14 protein-coding genes are annotated in these 26,092 nt (G+C 40.5%); 8 read left to right on the top strand and 6 right to left on the bottom strand.

Annotated features, from left to right (window positions below; translation table 11 throughout):
- Positions 1-60: 60 nt before the first annotated feature.
- From IE056_RS10160 to IE056_RS10140, 5 genes are all read right to left on the bottom strand, one after another.
- On the bottom strand, positions 61-663 hold the full coding sequence (locus IE056_RS10160; protein ID WP_189604607.1) for a 3-keto-disaccharide hydrolase: 603 nt from the start codon (positions 661-663) through the stop codon (positions 61-63).
- Complete coding sequence (locus IE056_RS10155) at positions 660-1,406, bottom strand: 3-keto-disaccharide hydrolase (RefSeq protein WP_189604606.1); 747 nt, start codon at positions 1,404-1,406, stop codon at positions 660-662. Before IE056_RS10155 ends, IE056_RS10160 begins: the two co-directional genes overlap by 4 nt.
- 19 nt (positions 1,407-1,425) lie before the next feature.
- Positions 1,426-2,781, bottom strand: a complete 1,356-nt coding sequence (locus IE056_RS10150) for a Gfo/Idh/MocA family protein (protein ID WP_189604605.1) — start codon at positions 2,779-2,781, stop codon at positions 1,426-1,428.
- A 150-nt stretch (positions 2,782-2,931) separates the two neighbouring features.
- Entirely contained in the window at positions 2,932-4,695 is a 1,764-nt protein-coding gene (locus IE056_RS10145) for a RagB/SusD family nutrient uptake outer membrane protein (protein ID WP_189604604.1), read from the bottom strand.
- 32 nt (positions 4,696-4,727) lie between these two features.
- Positions 4,728-7,940 carry a SusC/RagA family TonB-linked outer membrane protein gene (locus tag IE056_RS10140; protein WP_189604603.1) on the bottom strand — a complete coding sequence of 1,071 codons (3,213 nt, stop codon included), beginning with the start codon at positions 7,938-7,940 and terminating at the stop codon, positions 4,728-4,730.
- A gap of 762 nt (positions 7,941-8,702) precedes the next feature.
- On the opposite strand from IE056_RS10140, the gene IE056_RS10135 reads away from it, so the two are divergent.
- The 8 genes from IE056_RS10135 to IE056_RS10100 all read left to right on the top strand — a co-directional run bounded on the left by IE056_RS10135 (position 8,703) and on the right by IE056_RS10100 (position 24,038).
- Complete coding sequence (locus tag IE056_RS10135) at positions 8,703-11,975, top strand: SusC/RagA family TonB-linked outer membrane protein (RefSeq protein WP_189604602.1); 3,273 nt, start codon at positions 8,703-8,705, stop codon at positions 11,973-11,975.
- Between the two features lie 15 nt (positions 11,976-11,990).
- Positions 11,991-13,703: a RagB/SusD family nutrient uptake outer membrane protein gene (locus IE056_RS10130; RefSeq protein ID WP_189604601.1), complete on the top strand. Its 1,713-nt coding sequence runs from the start codon at positions 11,991-11,993 to the stop codon at positions 13,701-13,703.
- A gap of 123 nt (positions 13,704-13,826) precedes the next feature.
- Entirely contained in the window at positions 13,827-15,470 is a 1,644-nt protein-coding gene (locus IE056_RS10125; protein WP_189604600.1) for a glycoside hydrolase family 10-like protein, read from the top strand.
- A gap of 144 nt (positions 15,471-15,614) precedes the next feature.
- Entirely contained in the window at positions 15,615-18,674 is a 3,060-nt protein-coding gene (locus tag IE056_RS10120) for a SusC/RagA family TonB-linked outer membrane protein (protein ID WP_189604599.1), read from the top strand.
- 12 nt (positions 18,675-18,686) lie between these two features.
- Positions 18,687-20,186, top strand: a complete 1,500-nt coding sequence (locus IE056_RS10115) for a SusD/RagB family nutrient-binding outer membrane lipoprotein (protein WP_189604598.1) — start codon at positions 18,687-18,689, stop codon at positions 20,184-20,186.
- A gap of 90 nt (positions 20,187-20,276) precedes the next feature.
- A complete protein-coding gene (locus IE056_RS10110) occupies positions 20,277-21,728 on the top strand; it encodes a sodium:solute symporter (RefSeq protein ID WP_189604597.1) in 1,452 nt (483 codons plus the stop codon).
- A gap of 42 nt (positions 21,729-21,770) precedes the next feature.
- Positions 21,771-22,790 (top strand): dipeptide epimerase, encoded by a 1,020-nt coding sequence (locus IE056_RS10105; RefSeq protein WP_189604596.1) that lies wholly within the window; start codon positions 21,771-21,773, stop codon positions 22,788-22,790.
- An 18-nt stretch (positions 22,791-22,808) separates the two neighbouring features.
- Positions 22,809-24,038 (top strand): C40 family peptidase, encoded by a 1,230-nt coding sequence (locus tag IE056_RS10100; RefSeq protein WP_189604595.1) that lies wholly within the window; start codon positions 22,809-22,811, stop codon positions 24,036-24,038.
- Between the two features lie 204 nt (positions 24,039-24,242).
- Here IE056_RS10100 and IE056_RS10095 read toward each other — a convergent pair whose 3' ends face one another.
- Positions 24,243-26,081 carry an outer membrane protein assembly factor BamB family protein gene (locus tag IE056_RS10095; RefSeq protein WP_189604594.1) on the bottom strand — a complete coding sequence of 613 codons (1,839 nt, stop codon included), beginning with the start codon at positions 26,079-26,081 and terminating at the stop codon, positions 24,243-24,245.
- Positions 26,082-26,092: the final 11 nt, after the last annotated feature.

The raw sequence follows: 26,092 nt of genomic DNA, 5'->3' as shown, positions 1-26,092 counted from the left end.
ACTAATACTATTTTGTCTTTTCCTAATATCTTATTCATCCTGTCATCACCCAAATGCTCATTATATCTCCTTTAGCTGAATGTTTCTCCAGTAGACTTTTATTCCTCCTCCATCATGGATTTGCAGAGCTATTTTTCCGTTGGCATCCCCGATTTTTTCATCTTTAAAGGAAACCATTTCTACCCCGTTTAGCCAGGTTGTCACTTCATCTCCTTGAACAACGATCCTCATTTTGTTCCATTCACCATACTTAAGCACATCTTCCTTTTCGGGGGTGGGTTTTATAAGCCATCCTCTTCCGTAAGATTCATAGATCCCACCTGTGTGAAGATCTTCGGGAGCAACTTCTACCTGCCATCCTGAAATTTTTGTTCCTTCAAGACCCGATCTAAAGAAGACTCCGCTGTTGCCGTCTGCCTCCTGCAAAAATTCAAGTTCCAGTTCAAAATCCTTGTAATCATCAACGGTTGCCAGATATCCGTATTGTTTGTCAGGTCCGCTTTCGGCAATCAGAAGATCATCTTCCACATACCATTTTTCTGTTCCGTGAATTTCCCAGCCCGAAAGATCCTGGCCATTAAATAATTCTACGGAGTCTGATGATTTACAACTTACCAGCACGAGTGCTGATACTAGTAGTATCAAAAATGATGCTCCTTTCATAATCTTCTAATTTTAATATTTCTAAACCAGGTGTAACTTCCGTGATCCTGAAGCCCAATCAAGCCTTCACGAGCCTCTCCATAATCTTCGAACTCACTCCATTTTCCTTCATTTTTTCTCTTTTTCCAGTCTTCGGACCATGGATCGAATTCTACAGTCTTTTTACCATTCAGCCAGTAGGTCACCTTATCGTTCGTAAAAACGATCCTGCTTGTATTCCATTCTCCCACATCTTTTAAAGCACCATCATAATCTGGATCATACATCCCGTAGTCGGCACCAATGGATTGCCAGGGTTCCAGTTTCTGAGGAAAACCTTCCTGATCGATGATCTGGTATTCCGGAGCTGTGTAGTAAGGAGCATCATATTGTTCATCTTCCACCACATGGTAAAAGATACCGCTGTTTCCACCTTCAGCAATTTTCCACTCCAGCTGTAGTTCAAATTCTCCAAATTCTTCATCACCGTAAACGATATCACCGCCAATATCACCGCCTGTGCCAAGGGATTTTAAGGTTCCATCTTCCACGATCCAGGTATCAGAAAGTTCTTCTCCGTTATACATTCTCCATCCTTCAGTTCCGTTTCCATCAAATAAGGATTGCCATTCCTCATTTTCTGATTCAGAAGTGGCTGTTACATTCTCACTTTCTTTTTCCTGAACTTCAGATTTCTCTGCTTCGGAATTCTTACAGCCAACAAATGCTGTGGCAATGAATAAGCTAAATAGTATTTTTTTCATTTTTATAAACTTTAGGGGGTTATACAATTTTCATATTTACAGGATCCCATTTGATAAATTTCTCCTGCCGGTAGCTGTCGTTGCATAATAGGGCAGGGGCAGCAGCACGAAATCCGAATACCGGATTTTCGGCCACCGTACCATTGGTTCTTATCGCGTGGAAAAAGTTGGCAAAATGGTCATAATGTGCACCTTTGTAACCTCTTTCGGCCGTGTAAACTGTTTCTAGAGGAGGATTTATTTTCTTCCTGTCTGGCTGCCTAAGGTTTTCTCTTTTTTCCTGTTCAGCAAGAAAAGGGTCATCCTGGCCGGTATTTTCATTTCTTTTTACGACTACTTCATCCCATTTTACATCCATAGAACCTTTGCTACCTACCAATTTTAAATAAGTGCTGCCACTGGTGCCATCTACGAAATTACAACGTAGGGAAAGGTTAAAAGGAGGATGAGCTTCTGTTTTGGGATAATCGAACATCCCCAATAACACATCTGGCACTTCCCGGCCGTCCTTCCAGTATCGCAGTCCTCCAGTAGCCGAAATCTGGTTTGGTCCAAGGGAATCTGTGATGAAATGAAGACTAGAGAACAGGTGTACAAAAAGATCACCAGACATGCCGGTGCCGTAGTCCAGGTAATTACGCCATCTAAAGAATCTTTTGGCATCAAAGGGTCGTTTTTCTGTATTCGCCACATACTTTTTCCAGTCTACCGTAGCGGGAGATGCATCCTCCGGAATATGGTACTGCCACGCTCCAGTTGGAGAATTCCGTGCCCAAAAACCTTCGGCGTAATTTAGTTCGCCAATTGCTCCTTCTTTAAGAAGTTCTTTTGCTTTCTCGTTTCCAAGCGATGACATTCCCTGGCTACCAACAATAAAAACTTTACCCGATTTCTTCCAGGCATTAATCACCTCATGGCCTTCCTCTACCGAATGTACCATGGGTTTCTCACAGTAGACATGCTTTCCGGCTTTTAAAGCATCTATACTAATTTGTTTATGCCAATGATCTGTTGTGCCAATAATAACGGCATCTATATCTTTTCTGTTGAGCAGATCGCTGTAATTTTTGGTGATAAAAAGATCTTCTCCCCATTTTGCTTTAGCTTCATCCAGTCTTCCGGTGTAGAGGTCACATACTGCCACCAGTTTTATGTTGTCATGGGAAAGTGCAGTCTCAGCATCCTGTGACCCCATAATTCCGGCTCCAATAAGCCCTATCCTGATTTCTTTTGCTGCAGAAGGAAAACCTGTCACTTTTCTTTTTATAAATTCTGATTTTTTGTTTTCTGCTGAAAATGCCAATGAGGGCATTACCGAGGCAGCTGCTCCGGCTATGCCTAGATTTTTTAAAAATATTCGTCTATTGTTATTCATATATTTGAAATATTGATTTGGGGGGATCCTGATTTTATTATATGAAACCGTTGATTATTATAAACTTAAAACATAAATCGCCTGTCCTAAAACAGGCGATTTAACGCAATTATTAAACACAACTAACTCCAATTTTACTGAATGAACTATTTAATTCTGCTGAAGCACAGGTCCTTCTGAGGTTGTACTAAGGTCGATTTGGCGTTGAGGAATTGGGAAATATCTGTCACTCTGATTAAAATTTCCACCCCTGACGTCTGTAGTAATTTGTCCTTCATATTCAAAGAAATCATTTAGTACCTCCTCGGCTACACCCCATCTTACGAGATCGAAAAAGCGGTGTCCTTCCATAGCCAGTTCAATTCTTCGCTCAAACATTATTGCATCCATTGCCTGTTCTTGTGAACCAAAATAACCTTCAGGATATCGTTGTACATTATAGTTCGCTGCATATTCTTCAGAGAAACCTCCTAATGGATTTTCAGGATCAACATAATCTTTTAACCAGTATTGAGGATTATCTGCCATCCTTCCGCGTACTCTATTTACCAGAGTTAAAGCTCTCTCCAGATTTCCTGTTTTAGCGTTCGCTTCGGCTGCCATTAGCAGTACATCGGCAAACCGAATAATTTGATAATTAATGGCATTACCGGGAGCCCACGAGCTTTGATCTGAAAACTCATCTGCATGGGACTGCCAGTAGATATGTTTCTTTGGAGCATAGGGCCCTCCGGAAGATTGCTCACGTACCCAGTCGTATCCAGGATGATATCCCCAGTCATGATAAGGAATATCTCTACGTCCCACTGTCCAGTCCAGGCGTGGATCCAAAGATTGCGTATCGGGCGTAAAGGGTTCATCGGAAAGGATTCCCATATCGTTTTTCACCGGATTACTGTTGTAATTGTCCAGGTAAGGCAAACCTGTAGCCTCATCTGTACGGAAAGAATTTACCAGATCCTGTGTTGGCTGATAGAATCCGCAGCACCTGAAAGGACTATTGTAAGGATATGCCAGCATTAGGCCCTGGTTTGAATTGGCAATGGTATTGGTTCCGTCATTGGCAACCATTTGAATAGCAAAAACAGATTCCTCATTGTTTTCATCGGCTGCATTAAAATTGGAATGATAGTTATCTACCAGTCCATAGGATTGACCATCTGTAGTTACCCCATTATTGATCACCTCTTCAAAAACGGTTGTTGCTTCCTGGAACTTTTCCTGATACAGGTATGTTTTTCCAAGATAAGCCCCGGCAGCCCATTTGTTTGCGCGGCCAATTTCTCCCTGCGTTGGAGGAAGATTGTTATAAGCAAATTCAAAATCAGCTTCGATCATTGGCCATATATCCACATCATTGGGAACATTAGGATTTTCTGTAGTTTCATCGATCCAGGGAACCATGTTGAACATTTTCTTCAGCTCAAAATAGTAATGACCACGTAAGAATCTTGCTTGGCCCGCAATGTTGGCACGTTCTTCTTCAGGAGTATCTTCAAGAGTATTCAATAAATTCAGGACGGCATTAGTACGTGCCACACCTTCATAAAGTGCTTTCCATTTTGTATTGAAGAAACCATTACTTGGATCTATATTATGTACGGCAATAGCATTTATAGGTGGCTGGTCTCCACCATCACTTCCTTTATGGGCATCACCCCCGGTAATGTCTCCATAAACCCAGTTAGTAGGGGCAGATTCCCATGGGTTTCCTCCTCCTAATGCTACGCCATTTCCCTGTAAATCCAGCGCAGCATAGGCCCCTATAAGAAGTGCATCAACACCTTTATCATCAGATAGAACTTCATCACTCAATGCACCGTAAGCCGGCTTATCAAGAAATTCTTCAGAGCAGGAGCTAAGGAATACTCCAAAACCAAGTGCCCAAAGCATAATTATGTTTCTTTTTTTCATCTTCTGGTATTTTAAGTTCTGTGAATATTTTTTTATAATGAAAGATTAATCCCACCAATGAACTGGCGTGGTGAAGGATAGGATCCTTCATCAATTCCAAAAGCAGTTGCAGATCCTGTAAGTTCCGGGTCTACACCAGAATAATCTGTTATTGTAAACAAATTAGTTGCCTGTACATAAAGTCTTAGTCTGTCCAGCCCCAGTCTCTCTGTCAAACTGGTTGGAAGCGTATAGCCCAACTGCACATTTTTTGCACGCAGATAAGATCCATCTTCTACGAAATAGGAGTTTGGAACGTTTGCTGTACTAAATGATCCTCCGGTTTCCTGGATAGGAGCCGTTGCATTCTGGTTTTGAGGTGTCCATGAATCGTACAAGGCGGTAGTGCTTTTTGCGCCACCAAAAGAGCTGTAGAAATCATGCCACCACTTTACCTGATTCCAGATGTCGTTACCGTAAGAAGCGTACAGGAAGATATTCATATCAAAGTTTTTATAGGTGAAATCCAGGTTAAGACCTCCTGTGAACTTTGGGTTTGGATTACCTAAAAACGTTCTGTCTTCCGCAGTAATAACTCCGTCACCATTGATATCGGCATAGCGGAACCGTCCAACTCCAATATCCTGCTGATACTCGGCATCAGGATTTCCCAAAATGTCCTGAGCAGAATTATTGGCGCTATTTACTTCTTCCTGAGAGTTCCAGAAACCTTCAATCTGGTATCCAAAAAATTGGCCAACAGAATTACCTACGGCATTTCTAACTATTGAACTACCATTGAACCTTCTTCCTTCCTGGTCAAAATATTCAACTCCTTCTGCAATATTCACAATTTCATTATCGTACGTAGTAAGAGTTAGTGTAGCATTCATCCTGAATTCATCTGAAAAATCTACCCAGGTAGTCGCTGATAAATCCAATCCGCTGTTTTTCATTTCAGCAATGTTCACGTAAGGGAAGGTGGAGACTCCTGCAGTACCCGGAAGCTCCGGGTTGTATAGCAGGTCAATCACATCCTTGCGGTAGTAATCTGCTGTTATCTGAAGTTTGTTCTGAAAGAGAGCTACATCAATACCTATGTTAGCATTGACATTTTTTTCCCATCCGGCATCTGGATTTCCAATTCGGGATCTTTCGAAACCTTCCACAAGGGTACCGTTTGTACCGTTCATATCATAGTAAGACGTAAAGCGGCTACTTCCATAAGTGGTAAAGGCGTTGGCGGGATCTACGTTCATTTGATTCCCCATGAGTCCATATCCACCTCGCAATTTTAGATCGTCGATCCAGGTTACGTCTTCCATAAATGCTTCATTAGAAATTCGCCATCCTGCACTAACCGCTGGAAACCATCCATGTCGTGGATTCTGAAATCTTGAAGTTGCATCACGTCTTATGGTTGCTCCTAACAGATATCTGTCATCATACGTGTAATCTAATCGCCCAAATACTGAAAAAAGTGCATCTTCAGTATAAAATCCTGAATTAGTTTGAGTTCCTGCACCGGTACTAAGATTTACATAATCTGGATCGAAGGAATAATATCCTTGTGTTACTCCAATCATTTCTTCGTACTGATTATGATATGCTTCAGAACCAATTAATACACTTACATCGTGTATGTCGTTGAAATTCTGTTGGTATTGAAGCGTATTGGACCAGGTCCAGTCGTAACCGTTCTGAGCGGTTTTCTGAAGCTGATTAAAAGTGCTGTTTTCAGCATTTTCATATTCCGGATATGTAAAAGTATTACCGTTAGTGTTGTAATAGCTACCACCAAAGGATGTTCTGGCAGTGAAAACATCCAGAAAATCCAGTTCCGCAAAGACATTACCAAAAATTCGGTTTGTTTTGAAGACATTATTTCTATTTCTTTCCAGAGTAGCGACAGGGTTGTATGAATTCCCCAGGGAAGGAGCCTGGGTTCCCGCAAAATTCCCGGCGATATCATATACCGGTATAATTGGCTGCATTCTATAGGCGTAATTTATAGGATTCTCTCCTTCCATTACATTGATCCTGTTGTCATCTGTAAGTGACACCGCCAGATTTTCACCAATTCTAAAGTTGTCTGAAAAATCAAACTGGCTATTTACCCTTGCAGTATACCGCTCCATATAAGTATTTATCAAAGTTCCCTCCTGGTCAATCCAGCTTAAAGAGAATAAAACATTCCCCTTTTCTCCACCCTGGCTTACAGAAATATCATGGCTGGTAATAGGTGCCGGATTAAAAATTTCCTGAAACCAGTTGGTTCCCTCCTGGTTGGCTCGAATGATCTGGTTAAAGCTACCAAGAACTCCGCCGTCAGTATAATAAGGATCTAAAAAATAAGTAGATTCGTCTACTTCACTTTGGCTGGCACCTGCCGGTAGAATATAATATGGCAGTGTTGGCTGTGAACCTGTTCCATACTGTCTGTCTGTAATGGTTTCTCCCGGATTCGTGTTTTGCATTGCCATCCATCGCAGATCTGCGTGTTCCTGGGGAGAGGCTATATCATACACATTTCCTTCGGGAACTCTTTGAGTTCCATAAAATCCGTTGTAATTGACTTTAAGATCCCCACGACCTTTTTTAGTGGTAATAATGATCACTCCATTTGCAGCACGTGCACCATAAATAGAAGCAGATCCTGCATCTTTTAACACCTGCATGTTTTCAATATCATTGGGGTTGAGAGAAGTGATATCTCCCGGAATCCCGTCTATTATATATAATGGATTACTATTTCCGAAGGTGTTTATACCACGAATCCTGACCTGAGGTGGCTCCCCCGGTTGACCTGAACTTGCTATGGTTACACCAGAAACCCGGCCCTGTAACCGTTCCGAGACCTGGGGTGAAGGCTGCTTGTTCATGGACTCAACATCTACTACAGAGACGGCTCCCGTAAGGTCTGCCTTGCGCTGCGTACCATAACCCACTACCACCACTTCATCAAGAGATGAAGCTTCAGGAGTCATTTCTATAATGAGGGTTTCCCGGCCATCTACAGGATATTCCAGTGGAGCATATCCCAGGTAATTAAATTCAAGAACGGCATCGCCGGGAACTTCAATGGTAAATTCACCGTCAAAATTGGTGACTGTTCCATTGGAGGTTCCTTTTTGAACCACACTGACTCCCGGAATTGGCATCCCGTTGGCATCGGTTACTGTTCCCTGTACTAATGACAACTCCTGTGCGGAAACATTAGTTTGAAACAGCATGACTATTACTAAAACGAGTAAAGATGTTTTCATACTTAAATATTAATGGTTGGTTAAAAAATACAAGTTGGCCTGGATTTATTTTAATTTCAATTTATAATATTAGAGGGGAAAAAACGTTTTCGGTTTAGCTAATGTAAAAAAACATTTATAAAATTATGAGAATTGTATAATTAATTTCCCATAAATTTTAATAATTGAAGTTTCTTAGTAAGAAGTTTTCTGTTGTACCTGCGACCACAACTGTTAATATAAATAAAAAAAATCGCTTGAAAAATGGTTTGTAAAAACTGGTGTTCCTAATGTTATCTTAAGGAAATTGACACCCTTTCTATGAGTTTTCTAATAACCACGAGGTAATTTTGAATTGTTTAAACTAATTATCCTTATTTAATTTTGGTGCAGAAAAAGTTATTTCTAATCCACTGTTGCTCCATTAAAAAAATCATTCTCCACTGGAAATTCTGCATTTAATGCTCCAGATTGATGGAATAGCTCTTAAACAGTATTACTAAATATTTAAAATCTTCCTTTCCCAACTATTTATCGGTTTGCTCACAGTTTGATGGAAAATTTCAGAATTGTCTTTTTTAGAATTCAATAACTATTAATATATAAGTATTTTAAGATAAAAGCACTATGTTTTTGTTTTATTTAATTTTTAAGTGTAAATACTTAAATAAAAAAATCATTAAAGTTTATTATGCATTAATAAATATTTTTAACAAAACATTTTATTCTTTTATAATTTGCATTATCTTGCCGCTGCTAAATTATATCCAAAAATTTCTGATTATGAGAAAAAAACTTACACTAGTTCTTTCCCTTTTCATTTTTCTTATTTCTGCTCAAACGTTTGCGCAGGAACGGGAGGTGACCGGGCAAGTATTAGATGAAGCCGGAATGCCAATACCCGGTGTTTCAGTTTACGTAAAAGACACTTCAGTCGGTACAATTACCGATTTTGATGGTGAATTTAGTTTGGAAATTTCCGGGGAAAATGCTGTGTTAGTGTTTTCCTATGTAGGGTTTCAGACTAGAGAAATTCCTGTAGATGATCAATCTACAATCCAGGTGACACTTTCCAGCGATGTTGAAGATCTTGATGAAGTGGTGGTAGTTGGATATGGAGTTCAGAGAAGAGCTAATCTTACAGGTGCGGTATCTACAGTAAATACTGAAGTTCTTGAGTCCAGACCAATAACCGATGTTGCACGTGGTTTACAGGGAACTACCCCGGGATTGACCATTACTTCTCCAACGGGGCAAATTGGTGAAAACCCTTCTATTAATTTACGGGGAGCTGTAGGTTCTCTTGGGAGTTCGGGTGGTGCACAGCCGCTTATTCTTGTTGATAACGTGGAAGTGCCTAATCTTAATGCAATTAATCCTCAGGACATTAAAGATATATCTGTATTGAAAGATGCTGCATCAACCTCTATATATGGTTCACGTGCTGCATGGGGGGTTATCCTTATTACTACAAAAAGTGGTAAAAGGAATCAGGCTCCTACAATATCTTATTCCAACAACTTTTCGTGGGCAACTCCAACAACTACACCTCAGGTAGCTCCTGCTGCTGAAGGTGCCGAAATGGCTTTTGAGGCTCTGCGAAGAACAGACCCGTCACAGGATGCTTTTGGAATTGTAGGTATGTGGATAGACCAAACCTCTATTCAGCGAATGAGAGATTGGGAAGCACAATACGGAGGTCAGGACCTGGGTATGGAGATGGTAGAAGGGCGTGATTTCGAAAGAAGAGACGGTCGTTTATTTTTCTACCGACCATGGGATCCTTTGGACATGTTTATGGAAGAATGGGCTCCTCAGCAGAAACATGACTTATCTGTTTCTGGAGGTAGTGAAAACACCAATTACTACGTTGGTCTTGGATATCTGGGACAGGAAGGTGTTCTTAAAGTAAATCCAGATCAATATGACAGGTATAACCTTAACATGAGAATTGATACAGATGTAAAAGACTGGTGGTCTGTAAGAGCAAGTGTATTACACTCCAACTCTTTGTCTACAGAACCTTTTCTATTTTCTAGTGCCACATATGATCCATGGTATTATGTCACCCGCTGGCCGGCGACCTACCCTTACGGAACCTTTGAAGGACAACCTTTTAGAAACCATATTTCTGAAGTGGAACAGGCAAAAATGAATGAAACTTCAAACTCTTTGTCTCGTATAAATCTTGGAACTACTTTTAGACCAATTGAGGGATTATCTATAAATATGGATTATACCCATGACAGGGTAGAGGAGCACGAGCACCAAACCGGTGGTGTGTTATCTGCATATAATTTCTGGGCAACAGGTCCAAATCTTGAATATGCTCCATATAGTAGCGCAGTTTATAACAGGGTGCAATACAATTCATCCTGGAGCAGAAGAAATACTGCAAAGGCTTTCGCTACTTACGAGATTGCATTGGGAGATCACGATGTTAAATTAACTGCCGGTGGAGACATGGAAGAATACGAATATTGGTTCCATTCCTCTCAAAGAAGAAATTTGTTCGATCTCAATGTAGGAGAGCTGGAACTTGCTACTGGTGACGAGTTCGTAACTGGTGACAGAAATAAATGGGCAACCCTTGGTGCTTTTGGAAGGATTAATTACTCATATCTTGATAAATTCCTTTTGGAAGTAAATGGCAGGTATGATGGATCTTCAAGGTTATCGGCCGATAAAAAATGGGCTTTTTTCCCATCTTTCTCTGCGGGATACATAATTTCTGAAGAAGAATTTATGGACTTTGCAAAACCTACTCTTTCATTTCTGAAAATAAGAGGGTCCTATGGTGCGATTGGAAACCAGAATGCAGATTTAAGAAATATATACAGAGTAATGACACCTGCCAATTCAAACTGGATCATTGGTGGTCAAAATGTGGTAACAGTTGGAGGATCAACCCTTTCTGCAATCTCCCGTACACCAGGTGCATTACCGGCTTCATTGACATGGGAAACTGTAACTACTCTTGATTTTGGGGTGGATTCAAGATTCTTTAATAACAGGTTAGGAGCAAGTTTTGACTGGTATGAAAGAACTGTAAGTGATATGCACAGCCAGGGGGTTACTTTGCCAAGTTCATTCGGTACAGATGCTCCAAGAAGAAACTATGGAGAATTACAAACAAGAGGTTGGGAATTGACAGTAGATTTCAAACATAGCTTTGAAAACGGATTGAATATAAATGCCATGGCTACGTTATCTGACTATCAGGAAAAAGTAACAAAATTCTCAAATACTACTGAAGCTCTTCCAAACCCTATAACAGGGTTGAACAATACCTATTATGAAGGAATGATGCTAGGAGAGATTTGGGGATATGAAACCGACCGACTTTTTACTGAAGACGATTTTGATGCAAATGGAGATTATGCCGAAGGAGTGCCGTCACAGGAAATATTTGAAACTAATTCCTGGTTCAACTTCGGTCCCGGTGATGTAAAGTACAGGGATATCAACGGAGACGGAGTTATAGATTATGGATCTAACACCAGAGGAGATTCCGGAGACCTTAAGGTTATCGGAAACTCAACACCACGTTACCAGTACGGATTACAACTGGGAGCAGACTGGAAAGGATTTGACCTGAGTATGTTTATGCAGGGTGTTGGGCAACGTGATATGTGGGCCAACGGACCGGTTATTATTCCCGGCTACAGACCTGCAGAAGGATGGTATGAGCATCAACTGGATTACTGGACTCCGGAAAATACCGACGCTTATTACCCAAGGCCAACAAATGCCAATCAACAGGTAAATCCTACCAACTTTCAGCCTCAAACAAGATATTTGCTAGATATGTCTTACCTGAGAATGAAAAACATAACTTTTGGATATTCTTTACCTCAAAGTTTGACGGAAAATATCCACCTGAATAATTTTAGAGTGTATTTTAGTGGAGAGAATTTATTTGAATTCACAAACCTTGATGTGCCAATTGATCCAGAGATCAATTATACGACTGCAGGATTGAATGACTCCAACTCGTTTGGACGTGTTTATCCATTCAGAAGATCGCTTTCCATCGGATTACAGGCTTCGTTTTAATAAAAAACAATTCTTATGAAAACTAGTAAAATATATTTAATTCTCTTTCTTTCATTAATCATAGTTGGTTGTGAAAAAGACTTTCTGGAAGTTCCGCCCCAGGATCAATTGGTAGATGAGACCTACTGGAAGACCGAGCAGAATGTAGAAACATTTGCTTATGGATTTTATCCCGCATTTTTTACCGGATACGGTAGGGGGTACACGTGGGGTGATTATTTCACGGGAGAATCTTTTAATGATGATTTTGGTCCTACAAACCCCAGTCCTTTTACAAAACAGGTTCCCACTTCAGGTGGAGGCTGGACTTTTGCCTGGGTAAGAAAAGCTAACATTTTTATAGACCGGGTACAGGGTGTACCCATGGAAGAAGAAGCTACTGCCCACTGGACAGGAGTGGGAAGATTTTTCAGAGGTCTTGAATACCATGATCTGGTAAGTAGCTTTGGAGATGTGCCGTGGTATGAAGAAGAACTTTCCGAAGAAGATCCGGAGGCTTTGTATCGTGAAAGGGATTCCAGGACTTTTGTAATGGATAAAGTTCTTGAAGATTTCAGGTATGCGGCCGAAAATGTGAGGGTTTCTGTTAACAATCAGGGCCAGGAGGTAAACCGGGATGTAGTTTTAGCTTTTATGTCAAGAGTGTTCCTTTTTGAAGGAACCTGGCAGAAATATCATGGTAATAATACCGAAAAGGCTGCAGAATATCTGGAAGCTGCAAAATGGGCGGCTAACGAGGTAATTGAATCTGGTAGGTATTCACTTGGTGACTATCGTGATGTTTTTAGTTCTTTAAGTCTTGATGGAAATCCTGAAGTTATACTTTTCAGGGAGTATGAAACTGGTATGCTTACTCATTCACTTATGAGCTATAACAACGAAGGGGAACCACAAACAGGGGTTTCCAAAGATGCGGTCGAAACCTACCTTGCAGAAGACGGTTTGCCTATTGAAATTTCACCTCTTTACCAGGGAGATCGTGGGATAGAAAATGTAATGGAGAACAGAGATCCCCGTTTACATGAAACTGTTGTGCCATACGAATTAAGAGTAAATGGAGTAGCAACTGCATATTCAACTACTGGTTATGCTACACATAAATTCTTAAATGAAGATATGAAAGACGATACAGAAGCTTTTTCAAGCCTTAATCCTACAGATGCTCCTGTTATTCGTTTTGGAGAAGTTTTAATTAATTATGCTGAAGCTGCTGCAGAACTTGCTACTGTTGGAGGTCCTGCATTAACTCAGGAGGACCTGAATAAGTCAATAAACGTATTAAGGAACAGACCTGGAGTAAACATGCCAGATTTACAGGTAATGGGTGATCAACCTGCCGTCAACGGGAATACTTATGAAGATCCCGATCGTGATCCTGAAGTTTCTCCTATTATCTGGGAAATTCGCAGAGAGCGAAGAGTAGAATTGATGATGGAAGGTTTCAGAAATGATGATTTAAGAAGATGGGGAAAACTGGAGTATCTTGACATGGTAGAGAATCCCGATATAAACAGGGGTGCATGGATTTCCAAATCTGATTATGAAGAAGAATTGGAAAGCCTGACCCTTACCGAAGGAAACGAAGGATATATTATCCCGGCAACAGCCGAAACTGCCATCAGGCAATTTACCGATCCTCGTGTATACCTTGATCCTGTCCCATTAGATCAAATCACTTTATATAGTGACCAGGGAGTGACTCTGGAGCAAAATCCGGGTTGGGAGTAAACAATCTGTAAAAGTAAAATTAGCCCCCTTTGGTGAAAACCTGGGGGGCAATTTGTTTAACGACTTTATTTATCTTAGATCGCCCTGAAATAATAATTTATCCACCGTCAAATAAATCATCATATGTCCCTACAACGTTCCTGGTTTTTTAAATTTTTTATAGTCCTGATTTTATTTAATTCCTGTTCAAGTCCTAAACCTGTGGTTCAGGATAACGAACCACAAGAACAACAGGTTTCTGAAGAAAATGGAGCACCTGAAGTTCCTGAAGCTCCTGAAACTCCCGAAGTGGCTGAAGAAGAAATACAGCCAGCTCCGGTTGTGAAAAAAGAAAAGAAAAATTTTCCGGAAGCGGATAGAGAATTTCGTGCTGCGTGGGTTGCTACTGTTGCCAATATCAACTGGCCCAGCAAACCAGGATTAAGTGCTCAGGAACAACAACGTGAGGCTATTGAACTGCTGGATTTCTTAAAGAATAATAATTTTAATGCTGTTGTTTTTCAGGTGCGGCCGCAGGCAGATGCACTTTATGAGAGCGAGCTTGAACCATGGTCCTATTATTTAACCGGAAAGCAGGGAAAAGCTCCGGAACCTCATTATGATCCCTTACATTTTTGGATTGAGGCAGCTCATGACCGCGGACTTGAATTACATGCATGGTTAAATCCTTATAGGGCACATCACACCACCGGAAAAGAAATCAGTGATCAATCTGTAATTAAAACAAATCCGGAGCTGGTTGTGGAACTTGCCAACGGAATGTGGTGGATGGATCCTTCTCTGGAAGGAACCAAAGAACGATCAACCAAAGTGGTGATGGATCTTATTAACCGTTATGACCTAGACGGTATCCACTTTGATGATTATTTTTATCCCTACACTTCTTATAACAACGGAAAAGACTTTCCCGATGACAAAAGCTGGAATGCCTATAAACAAACCGGAGGTGAACTTTCCAGGGCAGACTGGCGTCGTGAAGGAGTAAACGATTTTATAAAAAATCTGTACAAGCAGATAAAAGCCGAAAAACCTGAAGTTAAATTCGGATTAAGTCCTTTTGGCATCTGGCGTCCTGGATATCCTAAATCTGTTGCAGGAATGGATCAGCATAATGAATTGTATGCAGATGCACGCTTGTGGTTGAATGAAGGCTGGATTGATTATTATACGCCTCAGTTGTACTGGAAAATTAATCAATTTTCTCAGAGTTTTCCGGTTTTGTTGGGTTGGTGGCAAGAAGAGAACCATCAAAAAAGACATTTATGGCCTGGTATTAATGTTGGTTTGGGTGGAGATGAAAAAAATGCAGATGAAACCCTGAATCAAATTATGATTTCCCGAGGAATGTTAGCCGAAAGTCCGGGAGTTGTTCACTGGAGCATTGGTCCGCTGGTAAAGAGCCCCAGCCTCGCAAAAGCCATAGTAGAGGGTCCCTATAAGAAAGAAGCCCTTGTACCGGCCACACCATGGCTGGATGACAAAGCACCTGAATCTCCCCTAGCAGTTTCGGAAATAAATGGAAATAACCTCAAGATTACATGGGTTCCTGCCGATGCCGAAGATGCTTTCAGGTATGTTGTGTACTACAGATATGACGCCACCTGGAATTACAAAATAATGAACCGGAAGGACCACCTGCTGGAAATCCCTGCTTTTATAGAAACGAGATCAGGAAAATTACCTGTGAAAGCTATTGCCGTAACAACCGTAGACAAAACCGGAAATGAAAGTGAATTTAAAGAAATTTTGATTAAAAATAACCCGTAGTATAGCCCTCAGAATCTCTTTCTTTCATAAAAATTTATTAGAAGAAAGTGCGTTTCCATAAAAAAATCGTAGGAATCAGTTTATTATTTAAAGTTTTATTTTAACTTGCTTTCTGGTTTTTTAGCAAATTTTAACAAAATTAATATGAAAAGAAAGTTACAAACGCTAATGTTGTTTGCCGTTTTTCTTACCACTCTGCAATCTTTTGCACAGGAGAGGGAGATCACAGGAGTTGTAGTGGATGATAATAATATGCCTTTGCCGGGTGTGAACATCTTGGTGAAGAACACTACAAATGGTACAGTGACAGATTTTAATGGTGAATTTTCAATATCTGTAAGTGAAGAGAACCCTGTCCTTGTGTTCTCGTCTTTAGGTTTTCAAAAACGGGAAATTTCAGCAGGAGATCGATCTTCACTCAATGTTACTATGGCTACCGATATGGAGAGTCTTAACGAAGTGGTTGTAACAGCATTAGGAATTGAGCGCGAGAAAAAAGCGTTGGGTTATGCTGTTCAGGAAGTTCAGGGAGAGGAGTTGATGGAAGGAAATCAACCAAATGTAGTGAGCGGACTTCAAGGGAAAGTTTCCGGAGTTACAATAGCCAATTCTGGTGGTGCACCGGGATCTTCTGCCGTTATCCTTATTCGGGGTGGTTCTTCTATTACGGGTAACAATCAACCTTTAATAGTAGTTGATGGAGTGCCTATTGATAACTCAACAAGCTCAAGTCTTGAAGTGGCTAGTCCTAACAGGGCTTCAGATATTAACCCAGAGGATATTGAAAGTATTTCGGTTTTAAAAGGACCTGCAGCAGCCGCCCTTTATGGGATTCAGGCTGCTGAAGGAGCAGTGATTATAACAACAAAAAAAGGAAAAGCAGGGCGTAGTACTATTTCTTATTCGGGATCTCTTTCTTTTGATGAAGTACTAGGAACTCCCAATGTTCAGGATATGTTTGGACAGGGAAGGGAACTTGTTACTGAAGAAGGTCTATCCTATGATTCAGATTCCGAGTTCTCCTGGGGAGAAAGATTATCTTCCGGTATCCAGACGTATAATCATATTGAAGATTTCTATAATACAGCCATAACACAAAATCACAACGTTAGTTATTCAGGAGGTTCGGAAAAGAGCCAAATTTATCTTTCTATTGGTGATTTGTCGCAGGAGGGAGTGATAGAAGGTACTAATTACGATAAGACTTCATTTAAAATCAACTCTACTTCACAATTTAATGATAATCTTACTGTTGGAGCTTCTGCCAATTATATAGTTACAGATATTAGCAGCACAAAACAAGGGAATGCTTCAGGAAGTAGTTTTAGCAGTTTACTTTCTTACCCAATTAATGTGGATATTAGTGACTACTTAAATGACGATGGTTCTCAAAAAATGATCTATCAGGATCAAATGTTCGACAATCCTTACTGGAGTATACAAAACAGTCCTAATACCAACAAGGTCAACAGGCTTATTGGTATTTTAAGTATTAATTACAACTTCCTTGAAGGTTTTAATTTATCCTACAAATTAGGTACAGATTATTATGATGAGTTTAGCAAAAGAATTACCGGCGACGGTTCATTAATAGAAAACCGTGAGGATGGCTACATCAGTCAAACCGAGAGAAACCATAGAAGGACTACCTCAAACTTGATTTTGAGTTATGAAAAAGATCTTTCAGAAGATTTCGATATTAGTGCTTTAGTAGGTAATACGGTTGAAGATTTAGAAATAAATTCTGTTTATGCTACAGGTAGAGGATTTTTGGCACCGGGTATCTACAGCATCGGAAACGTGCTACAGGAGAACCAATCAATTTCGGAAGTGATCACGAGAAAGAGAACTGTAGGTGTTTTTGGAGAGCTAAAACTCTCCTGGAAAGATGCACTTTTCCTTACGGCCACAGGAAGAAATGACTGGTCATCTACCTTGCCTGAAGATAAAAGATCATTCTTTTATCCATCCATAGGGGCATCTGCTGTTATAACAGATTTATTTAAAGATGCAGGAAACGATATTACTTCAGAAAATGGTTTGACCTTTCTAAAGTTAAGGTCTACATGGGCAAAAGTGGGTAAGGATGCACCTATTGGCGCATTGGAAAGTTCTCTGGGAACAAATATTAACGGGCTTGCAAGTTCTGCTTATACTTATAATGGAGTAAATGTAGGTAACCCAAACCTTGAGCCGGAGTTTACGGATAGTTATGAAGTAGGACTCGATTCACGTTTCTTTCAAAACAGGTTGGGTCTTGATCTAAGTCTTTACTACAGTGAATCTGATAATCAAATCCTAAGAGACATAAGAGTGCCACCTTCTGCCGGAACTTTTTATGCTACTCTTAATGGTGGAGCTATTATTAATAAAGGAATTGAGGCTATGCTATCGGTGAGGCCATTATCCAGAGAATCGGAATTTCAATGGGACATGAATTTTAATTTTGGTTTAAATCAAAGTCATGTTGAAGATTTACCAGGTCAGTTAAACGAAGTTTATTTGTCTGATTCATGGACGTTTAACAGTACTGCTGCCGGTGCCGCTATTCTTGATGGTTCATTATTTGGCCTTAGAGGTAACAGGCCGGTTACAAATGAAAATGGCCAGGTAGTAGTAAATTCAAATGGTTTACCAAGTCTTGAAGCAGCAGTTTTCGATAATGTCAATCGTATTCCCGACTGGACCCTTGGAATTTCAAATTCTATGAGTTATAAAAATTTGAATCTGTCCTTCTTATTGGATTTTGTTCAGGGACAGGAGGTTTATAATGCTACAGAATCTGCTTTGGCTTATTATGGTTTAGGTGCAAATACGGTGGATAGAGGTGAAACGATTGTAATTGAAGGTGTCGATGTTGATGGAAATCCTAATACAACTGAGGTATTAAAAGATCAATCTTACTACCAGAATTACTACTCAAGAAATGCGGAAAATTTTATTGAAGATGCATCTTTTGTGAGGCTAAGATATGTAACACTTAGTTATAATTTGCCTGAAAGTTTTCTGGAAAGTTTATCCATTCTTTCTGCACAGTTAAATATTACCGGAAGAAATTTATTTACCATTACAGATTACAGTGGTGTAGACCCTGAAGTAAATACTTTTGGTGCGGGCATTGCCGGAGCCGGATCCATGGGAATTGATAATTTAGGGACTCCTAACACAAAAGGAGTTGATATAGGATTAAGGTTTAAATTTTAAAAAATTATAAAGATGAAATTATTTAGATATCTACTTTCAGTTTTCATCATAGGTTCTGCGAGCTCTTGTAGTGATGATTATTTTGATGTCAATCAATCTGTAACTGCACCAACTACAACATCTTTAGCGCCTCAATATAGAATACAGGGAGCTATAGAGAATACAGTAGCCACTGCGCAATATCGTGGGGTGCGTGAGGTTTTAGGGGTAGTTCAATATGGTTCTCAGAATACTAGTGCATATTACTCTGAATCATGGAATACTTTTATGACCAATGGGCAATATTTTTTATGGCAGAACGCTTACGTCTATGCGCTTCCAAACACTGCAGATCTAATTTTTTTAGGTGAAAAACATGGAGCACCAAATTATGTTGCCGTTGGGAAGATATTGCGCGCCTATATTTTGGGAATGACTACAGATCAATATGGAGATATAGTTTTGGATGAAACTTATGATAGTGAGTCTTCCATGAATATCACACCTTCATTTCAAAGCCAGGAAGAAGTTTACGAACGGATTTTTGAGCTTTTGGACCAGGCTGTCGTTGAGCTGGATTTAGACAGTCCCATAGGACTTAATGATGAAGGAGGTGACGTTCTGTATGGAGGCGATCATGAGAAATGGAAAAAGTTTGCTTATTCTATAAAAGCAAGATACCTGAACCACTTAAGCAAAAAATCATCGGGGGAACATGCATATGATCCTCAGGCAATAGTGGATGCCGCTGAAAAAGGTTTTAGCTCTAATGAAGACAATGCCTTAATTAGCTATGGTGGAGGAGAAATGGAAAATGACAACCAACCTTTTAGTGAAAACGGTTATGGGTCATCAAGATTTGATTTCTTTTCAGACTTTTTTGTGGAGTTGATGAAAAATTCTCTTGATCTGGAAAATCCCTATGAAGATCCACGTCTGGAAGTTATTGTTCCAGAAGCAGTAAATGGTGGATACCAAGGGGTGGTCACTGGAAGAGGTTTAGACGGAAATTCACCTGATGATTACTCCTTAGGTAATGGTGGTTTCTATACTCAGCCCGATTCACCTACGTACATGATGACCTACAGTGAAGTGAAATTCATTGAAGCAGAAGCTAAACTAAGGAGTGGTGATGCTACAGGAGCTTATGATGCGTATATCACAGGAATACGTGCAGATATGCAGAAACTAAATATGCCCGGAGAAGAGATCGAGGATTACATTACACAAATAGAAACGAACATAGGTGTTTCTGGTTTAGGTCTGTCAGAAATAATGGTTCAAAAATATATCGCTAATATGTTGAATCCAGAGACATGGGTAGATATGAGAAGAATGGATTATAGTTCAGAAATTTATCCTGGTTTACAACGTCCGGAAAATGTAAATCTTGATATTTTCCCCAATGATGATGACTGGCTGGAGGCTATGATGTATGAATATAATGAAGAAGACCGTAATTATGAAAATATGCCAACCAATGATCCATATGTGAGATTAACCACTCCATTATGGTGGAATATGGAAGAATAAAATTTGATCTACAGCATTTAATAAAAGGGTTGTTTAAAGTTTTCAATATTTAATTGATGTGCTTTAAACAACCTTTTCTAATCCCAATTTATGACCCCTCTACTCGTTTTTAGCATCATTGCCGGATATTTTGCACTGCTTCTAGGCATAAGCTATTTCACTTCCCGTAAAGCCGATAATGCCACCTTTTTTACGGCAAACCGTGAATCTCCATGGTTTCTGGTGGCTTTCGGAATGGTGGGTGCTACCTTATCCGGGGTAACTTTTATTTCTGTCCCGGGGGAAGTCGGGAATTCCAACTGGACCTACCTTCAGTTTGTCATGGGAAATATGGTAGGTTATGCTGTGATTGCCCTGGTGCTCATTCCACTGTTTTACAAGCTGAAACTGGTGTCTATTTATGAATACCTCAATAACAGGTTTGGAAGGAGCTCTTATTTAACCGGCTCTTCCTTCTTTTTGATCTCACAAACCATTGGTGCTTCTTTCAGGTTGTTTTTGGCAGCTTTGGTGCTGCAAATCGCATTTTTTGATGCTTTTGGAATTCCGTTTTATGTCACTGTTTTCACCACTATTCTGTTAATTTGGCTGTATACCTTCCGTGGGGGAATAAAAACTATCGTATGGACAGACACGCTGCAAACTACTTTTTTATTGCTGGCAGTGATAATCAGTATGTTTATCGTGGTAGATCATTTAGACCTTACCATTCCGGGTTTGGTAAATACAGTGGCAGAAAGTGATATGTCCAACATTTTTGAATGGGACTGGCGTTCGGATCGTAACTTCTTTAAGACTTTCTTGGCCGGGATTTTCATCACTATTGCCATGAACGGACTCGACCAGAATGTGATGCAGAAAAACCTTACGATTAAGAAAACTTCAGATGCTCAGAAGAATATTTTCTGGTTTTCCATTACTTTCTTCTTTTCGACTGTATTGTTTCTGGCGTTAGGAGTGCTGCTGTACAAATTTGCTTTGGATCAGGGAATTTCAGTTCCCGAAAGTACCGATGATCTGTATCCTATGCTCGCTTTAAATCACTTCGGAACAGTTGCAGGAATCGTCTTCCTGCTGGGGATCGTGGCTGCTGCTTTTTCGAGTGCAGATTCCGCATTGACAGCCCTTACCACCTCTTTTTGTGTGGATATTCTCGATGTGCCGAAAAGAAAAGTAGAAGGGCAAAAGAGAACGAGACTTCTGGTGCATATAGGCTTTACCATCATCATGTTTTGTGTGATTATTATATTTAGCCAGATAAACGACAGTAGTGTGGTAAACGCTGTGTTCAAAGTGGCAGGTTTCACGTATGGTCCGCTTCTGGGATTATTTGCTTTCGGACTTTTATCAAAAAGGCAGGTAAAAGACAAACTGGTGCCGGTGGTATGTATTTTGTCGCCTATCATTTGCGTCCTTCTTGATGTGAATTCCACAGCCTGGTTCAACGGGTATAAATTCGGATTTGAAATCCTGCTTGTCAATGCTGCAATCACCTGCTTCGGATTATTTCTTCTGAAAAGACCAAAAGAGGCAAATAATTAATGAAATATCTGTAACATTTAAGCGGAAGAAAAAACGGAAGCAATGAAACTTAAAACCTACTCTTTTGACCTTGAATTAAAAGACACCTTCAGGATAAGCCATATCTCCCGGGATTTACAGCCTACGTTGATCGTGGAGCTAAGCGATGGGGAATTCACGGGTTACGGAGAGGCGGCTGCAACTTCGTATTATGGGGTAACCGTCGAGGGTATGAGTGAAGATATTAAATCGATTGCTCATATCATTGAGGCCAATATCCATAAAACACCTGAAGAATTATGGGAGATCACTAATCCGTATTTCAAAGGAAAGTCTTTTGCACAATGTGCACTGGATATTGCCATGCACGATCTGCACGGGAAGAGAAACGGACTGCCACTGTACAAATTATGGGGATTGGAATTAAAGAATCTGCCACTTTCTAATTACACGATCGGGATTGATTCCGTAGAAAAGATGGTACAGAAAATGCAGCAATTTCCGTGGCCGCTGTATAAGATCAAGCTGGGTACAGACGAAGATGTGGAGATCGTGAAGGAATTGAGAAAACACAGTGATGCAGTGTTTCGGGTAGATGCCAATTGTGCCTGGACGGCAGAAGAAACGATCGAGAATTCAAAACTTCTCAAAGACCTGAACGTGGAATTCCTGGAACAACCTCTACCAAAGGATGATAAAGAGGGAATGAAAAGAGTATATAATGAATCGGTTTTGCCTGTGATTGCAGATGAAAGCTGTATTACAGAAACCGATGTGAAAAAATGCTCCGGACTTTTTCATGGGGTGAATATCAAATTAACCAAGTGTGGCGGACTTACCCCTGCGCGACGTATGATTGCTGAAGCCCGGCAACTGGGAATGAAAGTAATGGTGGGTTGTATGACCGAATCGACCGTGGGAATCTCGGCAATCGGACATTTGTTACCTTTGCTGGATTATGTTGATATGGACGGCGGAATGCTGATTAAAAATGATATTGCCGACGGAGTGAAGGTGTACGACGAAAAAACACATTTTCCGGAGAGGAATGGAACAGGTGCAAAATTGACCAAATTTAAATAAGATTTTAAAAATAAGAATATGATTTCAATACAAAAACAGGGGTTCCTTGCAGTGTGTCTTTTGATGCTGCTGGGAGCGTGTAAATCTGAAAAAACAGAAGTTTCAGAAGCACCTCACGAAACAGATAAATACATTGCTGAAGTCCGGGAGGAATACGCACCCGATGGGCGGGTGGCGCTATTCGATGTAGAGAGCCGCAAATATGAGAACGGATATGTTCTTCGGGGGGAATCAAACCTTCCGGAGGCCGTTGCAAACCTGAAAGAGAAACTTGAGGTCGAAAACATTACTTACACCGATAGCATCCAATTGTTGCCTTCAGAAGAACTGGAAGGAAAAACTGAGGGAGTGATCAAGATCTCTGTGGCCAATTTACGTTCCAGGCCGTCTCATTCTGCAGAGCTTGTGACCCAGGCTACTTTGGGAATGCCTGTAAAAGTTTTAAAAAAGGATGGAAGCTGGTATTACATCCAGACACCCGATGGTTACCTGGCCTGGGTGGATTACGGAGGAGTTACCCCAATTTCAGAAGAAGACCTTGACACCTGGAGAGCAGCCGAAAAAGTTATTTTCCTGGAGCCTTTCGGATTTTCTTATGTAGAGGCTTCTGCTAATGGAGAGGTGGTTTCAGATCTTGTTGCCGGAAACATTTTAGAGGTGCTAGGAGAGACCAACGGCTTCTATGAGGTGAAATACCCTAATGATAAAAAAGCCTTTGTAGAGAAGTCTGCAGCGCAGCCATACAGGCAATGGGTCGCATCTCTGCAGCCTACAGGAGCATCTTTGATCAAGACCTCCAAATCCCTTAAAGGATTGCCATACCTGTGGGGTGGAACTTCACCGAAAGGAGTGGATTGCAGCGGATATACTAAAACCATCTTTTTCTTAAACGGAATGATTATCCCTCGGGACGCATCTCAGCAAATCCACACCGGAGTTGAGGTAGATTCTACCAGAAATTTTGAAAATCTTATTGCAGGAGACCTCCTTTTCTTCGGAAGAAAAGCCACCGATACTACTTCAGAAAGGGTGATCCATGTAGGAATGTGGATTGGTGATAACAAGTTCATCCATTCCATGGGAGATGTACACATAAGTACAATGGACACGACCGCAGCCGACTTTGACGAGTACAACTACAACCGATATTTACGTACCAAACGAGTCCTGGATCAGGACGATAACAAGATCATCCAGCTGGCGCAAAGTGATCTTTTTATTAACCCTGAAACAACTTCAGAAAAATAAAGGAAAACATCAATTTTTCAGAAGATTTTCCTCTGAAGAATAAGAAAGTAAAGAGACTTTAAAATATTAGTTATAACACAAAACTCCCGATGCTTCGGGAGTTTTGTGTTATTTATAAGTATGGGAAAGCAGGTCAATAAAATTTAGCAATTCAGTTTAAAAACTACTCTTTGTTCTGATTCCGAAGATATTTCAGGAAATTTATTATTCCGCAGAAAGAATCACCACTTTTCCGTCCATAGTGGCTGCCAACACCTTATTAGTTCCTATCAACCGAATAGTATTTACCATGGAATTATCAATTTTATGGGCCCAGTTGATTTTTTCAGTCTTGGGATCAATGCTGTAGACGATCCCATTCCTGGTTCCAAAGAGAATATTTTCGTTTTGTTCGTAGAGCATGGAAGGTACATGATCATATCCATAACCTACATCCATTTTCCAGGAGATTTCCGGAGTCGACTTAGTGGTTTTAAACGCCACAATGCTATCATTCATTGTCTTGGCAAAGATCTCGTTTTGATCTTGAGAGATACCAAGAGATTCCCTTACAACAGCCTCATTAGTCCTCCAAAGAGTTTCTCCGGTGGTTGCATCCAGAGCAGAAAGGTACCTGTCCGGTGCTACGATGTAAATCACTCCATCATGCGCAACAGGAGTGACCATGGCAGGGGAAAACATGCGGTTAGCAGAACCATTGGTCCATTTCCAGGAAAGGCTGCCACTTTCAATTTCCAAGGCATATAAGTGCTTGTCCCAGGCTCCAAAAATAATTTTACTGTCATAGATAAGTGGAGTGCCAACTACGGGGCCTTCAATTCCATCAAATGTCCATAGCGTTTTTCCGTTTTCAGCATTTATTGCCCTGAATTTTCCATCGCTTCCACCAATAAAGACAATTCCTTCCTCTATTACAGGTGACCCTAAAACGGAGGCCTCTGTAGTATTTTTCCAGGCGAGTTCCCCGGTAGCGGAATTAAGGGCATAAATAGATTTGTCACCAGATCCCATTATTATCAGGTTTTCATGAACAGCGGGGGAAGAGAAGATGCCACCATCGGTTTCAAAATGCCATTCTGTCGCCCCGCTTTCTTCAGAAAGAGCTTCGATAGTGCCGGTACTGTTTCCGAAAATTACTAATCCATTGGTATAGGCAGGTGTGGAAATTACATTGGCGTCTGAATGATAATCCAACAGTTTTTTTACCTCAGGAAATGAATCATTGACGGCATAAGAGGGACGTTCAAATTGTTGTTGAGTATCATATTCTTTGTTTCCAAGCTCTATTTCTCTCCATGGTTCTTTGGTGATTGTACCGGGAATTCTTTCTGAAAAAAGTGCCACATCATCATTTATTTCCACAATGTTATATCCTCCAATTTCTTCCCCTGCCCGCAGGTTAGATCTACCCATAGTCCCGGGAATCCCTTCAAAATCCATGGCTTTATTTTGATGTCCATGGCCACAAATGGAAAACTGGGTATTATATTCCTTCAAACGATCGGTGGCTTCATACCAGTTGTCAAGGCTGTTGTCCAGCGGATAATGATTCACAAAAATGATACGTTGATCTTTGGGTGTGGAAGCAAGAACTTCATCCAGCCAGACGATGGCATCCCGTGGAATATGACCGTCAGACATTCTAACGTAGGGTCCCGAAGCACATCCAATAATCTTATAGCCTTCATGTTCAAATGAAAACTTGTCGTAGCCAAATTCACGGATAAAATCCACTCCGCCCGATTCTGACCATCCGGAGTCGTGGTTTCCCGGAAGAACGTAATATGGAATTTGAAGATCTTCAATAATTTCCTTGGCCAGTTGCAGCTCTTCCAGCGTGCCCATTTCGGTAATATCTCCTGTTAAGAGAACGAAATCCAGCTCAGGAAGGTTGTTAATATCAGCTACCGTTCTTTTTAAATCTTCTTCGGAAGTAGAAGATCCTATATGGACATCGGTAACGAAAGCATACTTGAAATTCTGAGCCCTGGATACGTGAAATGAAATCAGGATTAGCAAAAATAAAACAACTGATTTTTTCATGACGGGGTAGG

This window comes from Salinimicrobium marinum (genome assembly GCF_014651535.1).
Lineage (GTDB): Bacteria > Bacteroidota > Bacteroidia > Flavobacteriales > Flavobacteriaceae > Salinimicrobium > Salinimicrobium marinum.
This window is presented reverse-complemented; position numbering and strand designations above follow the sequence as displayed.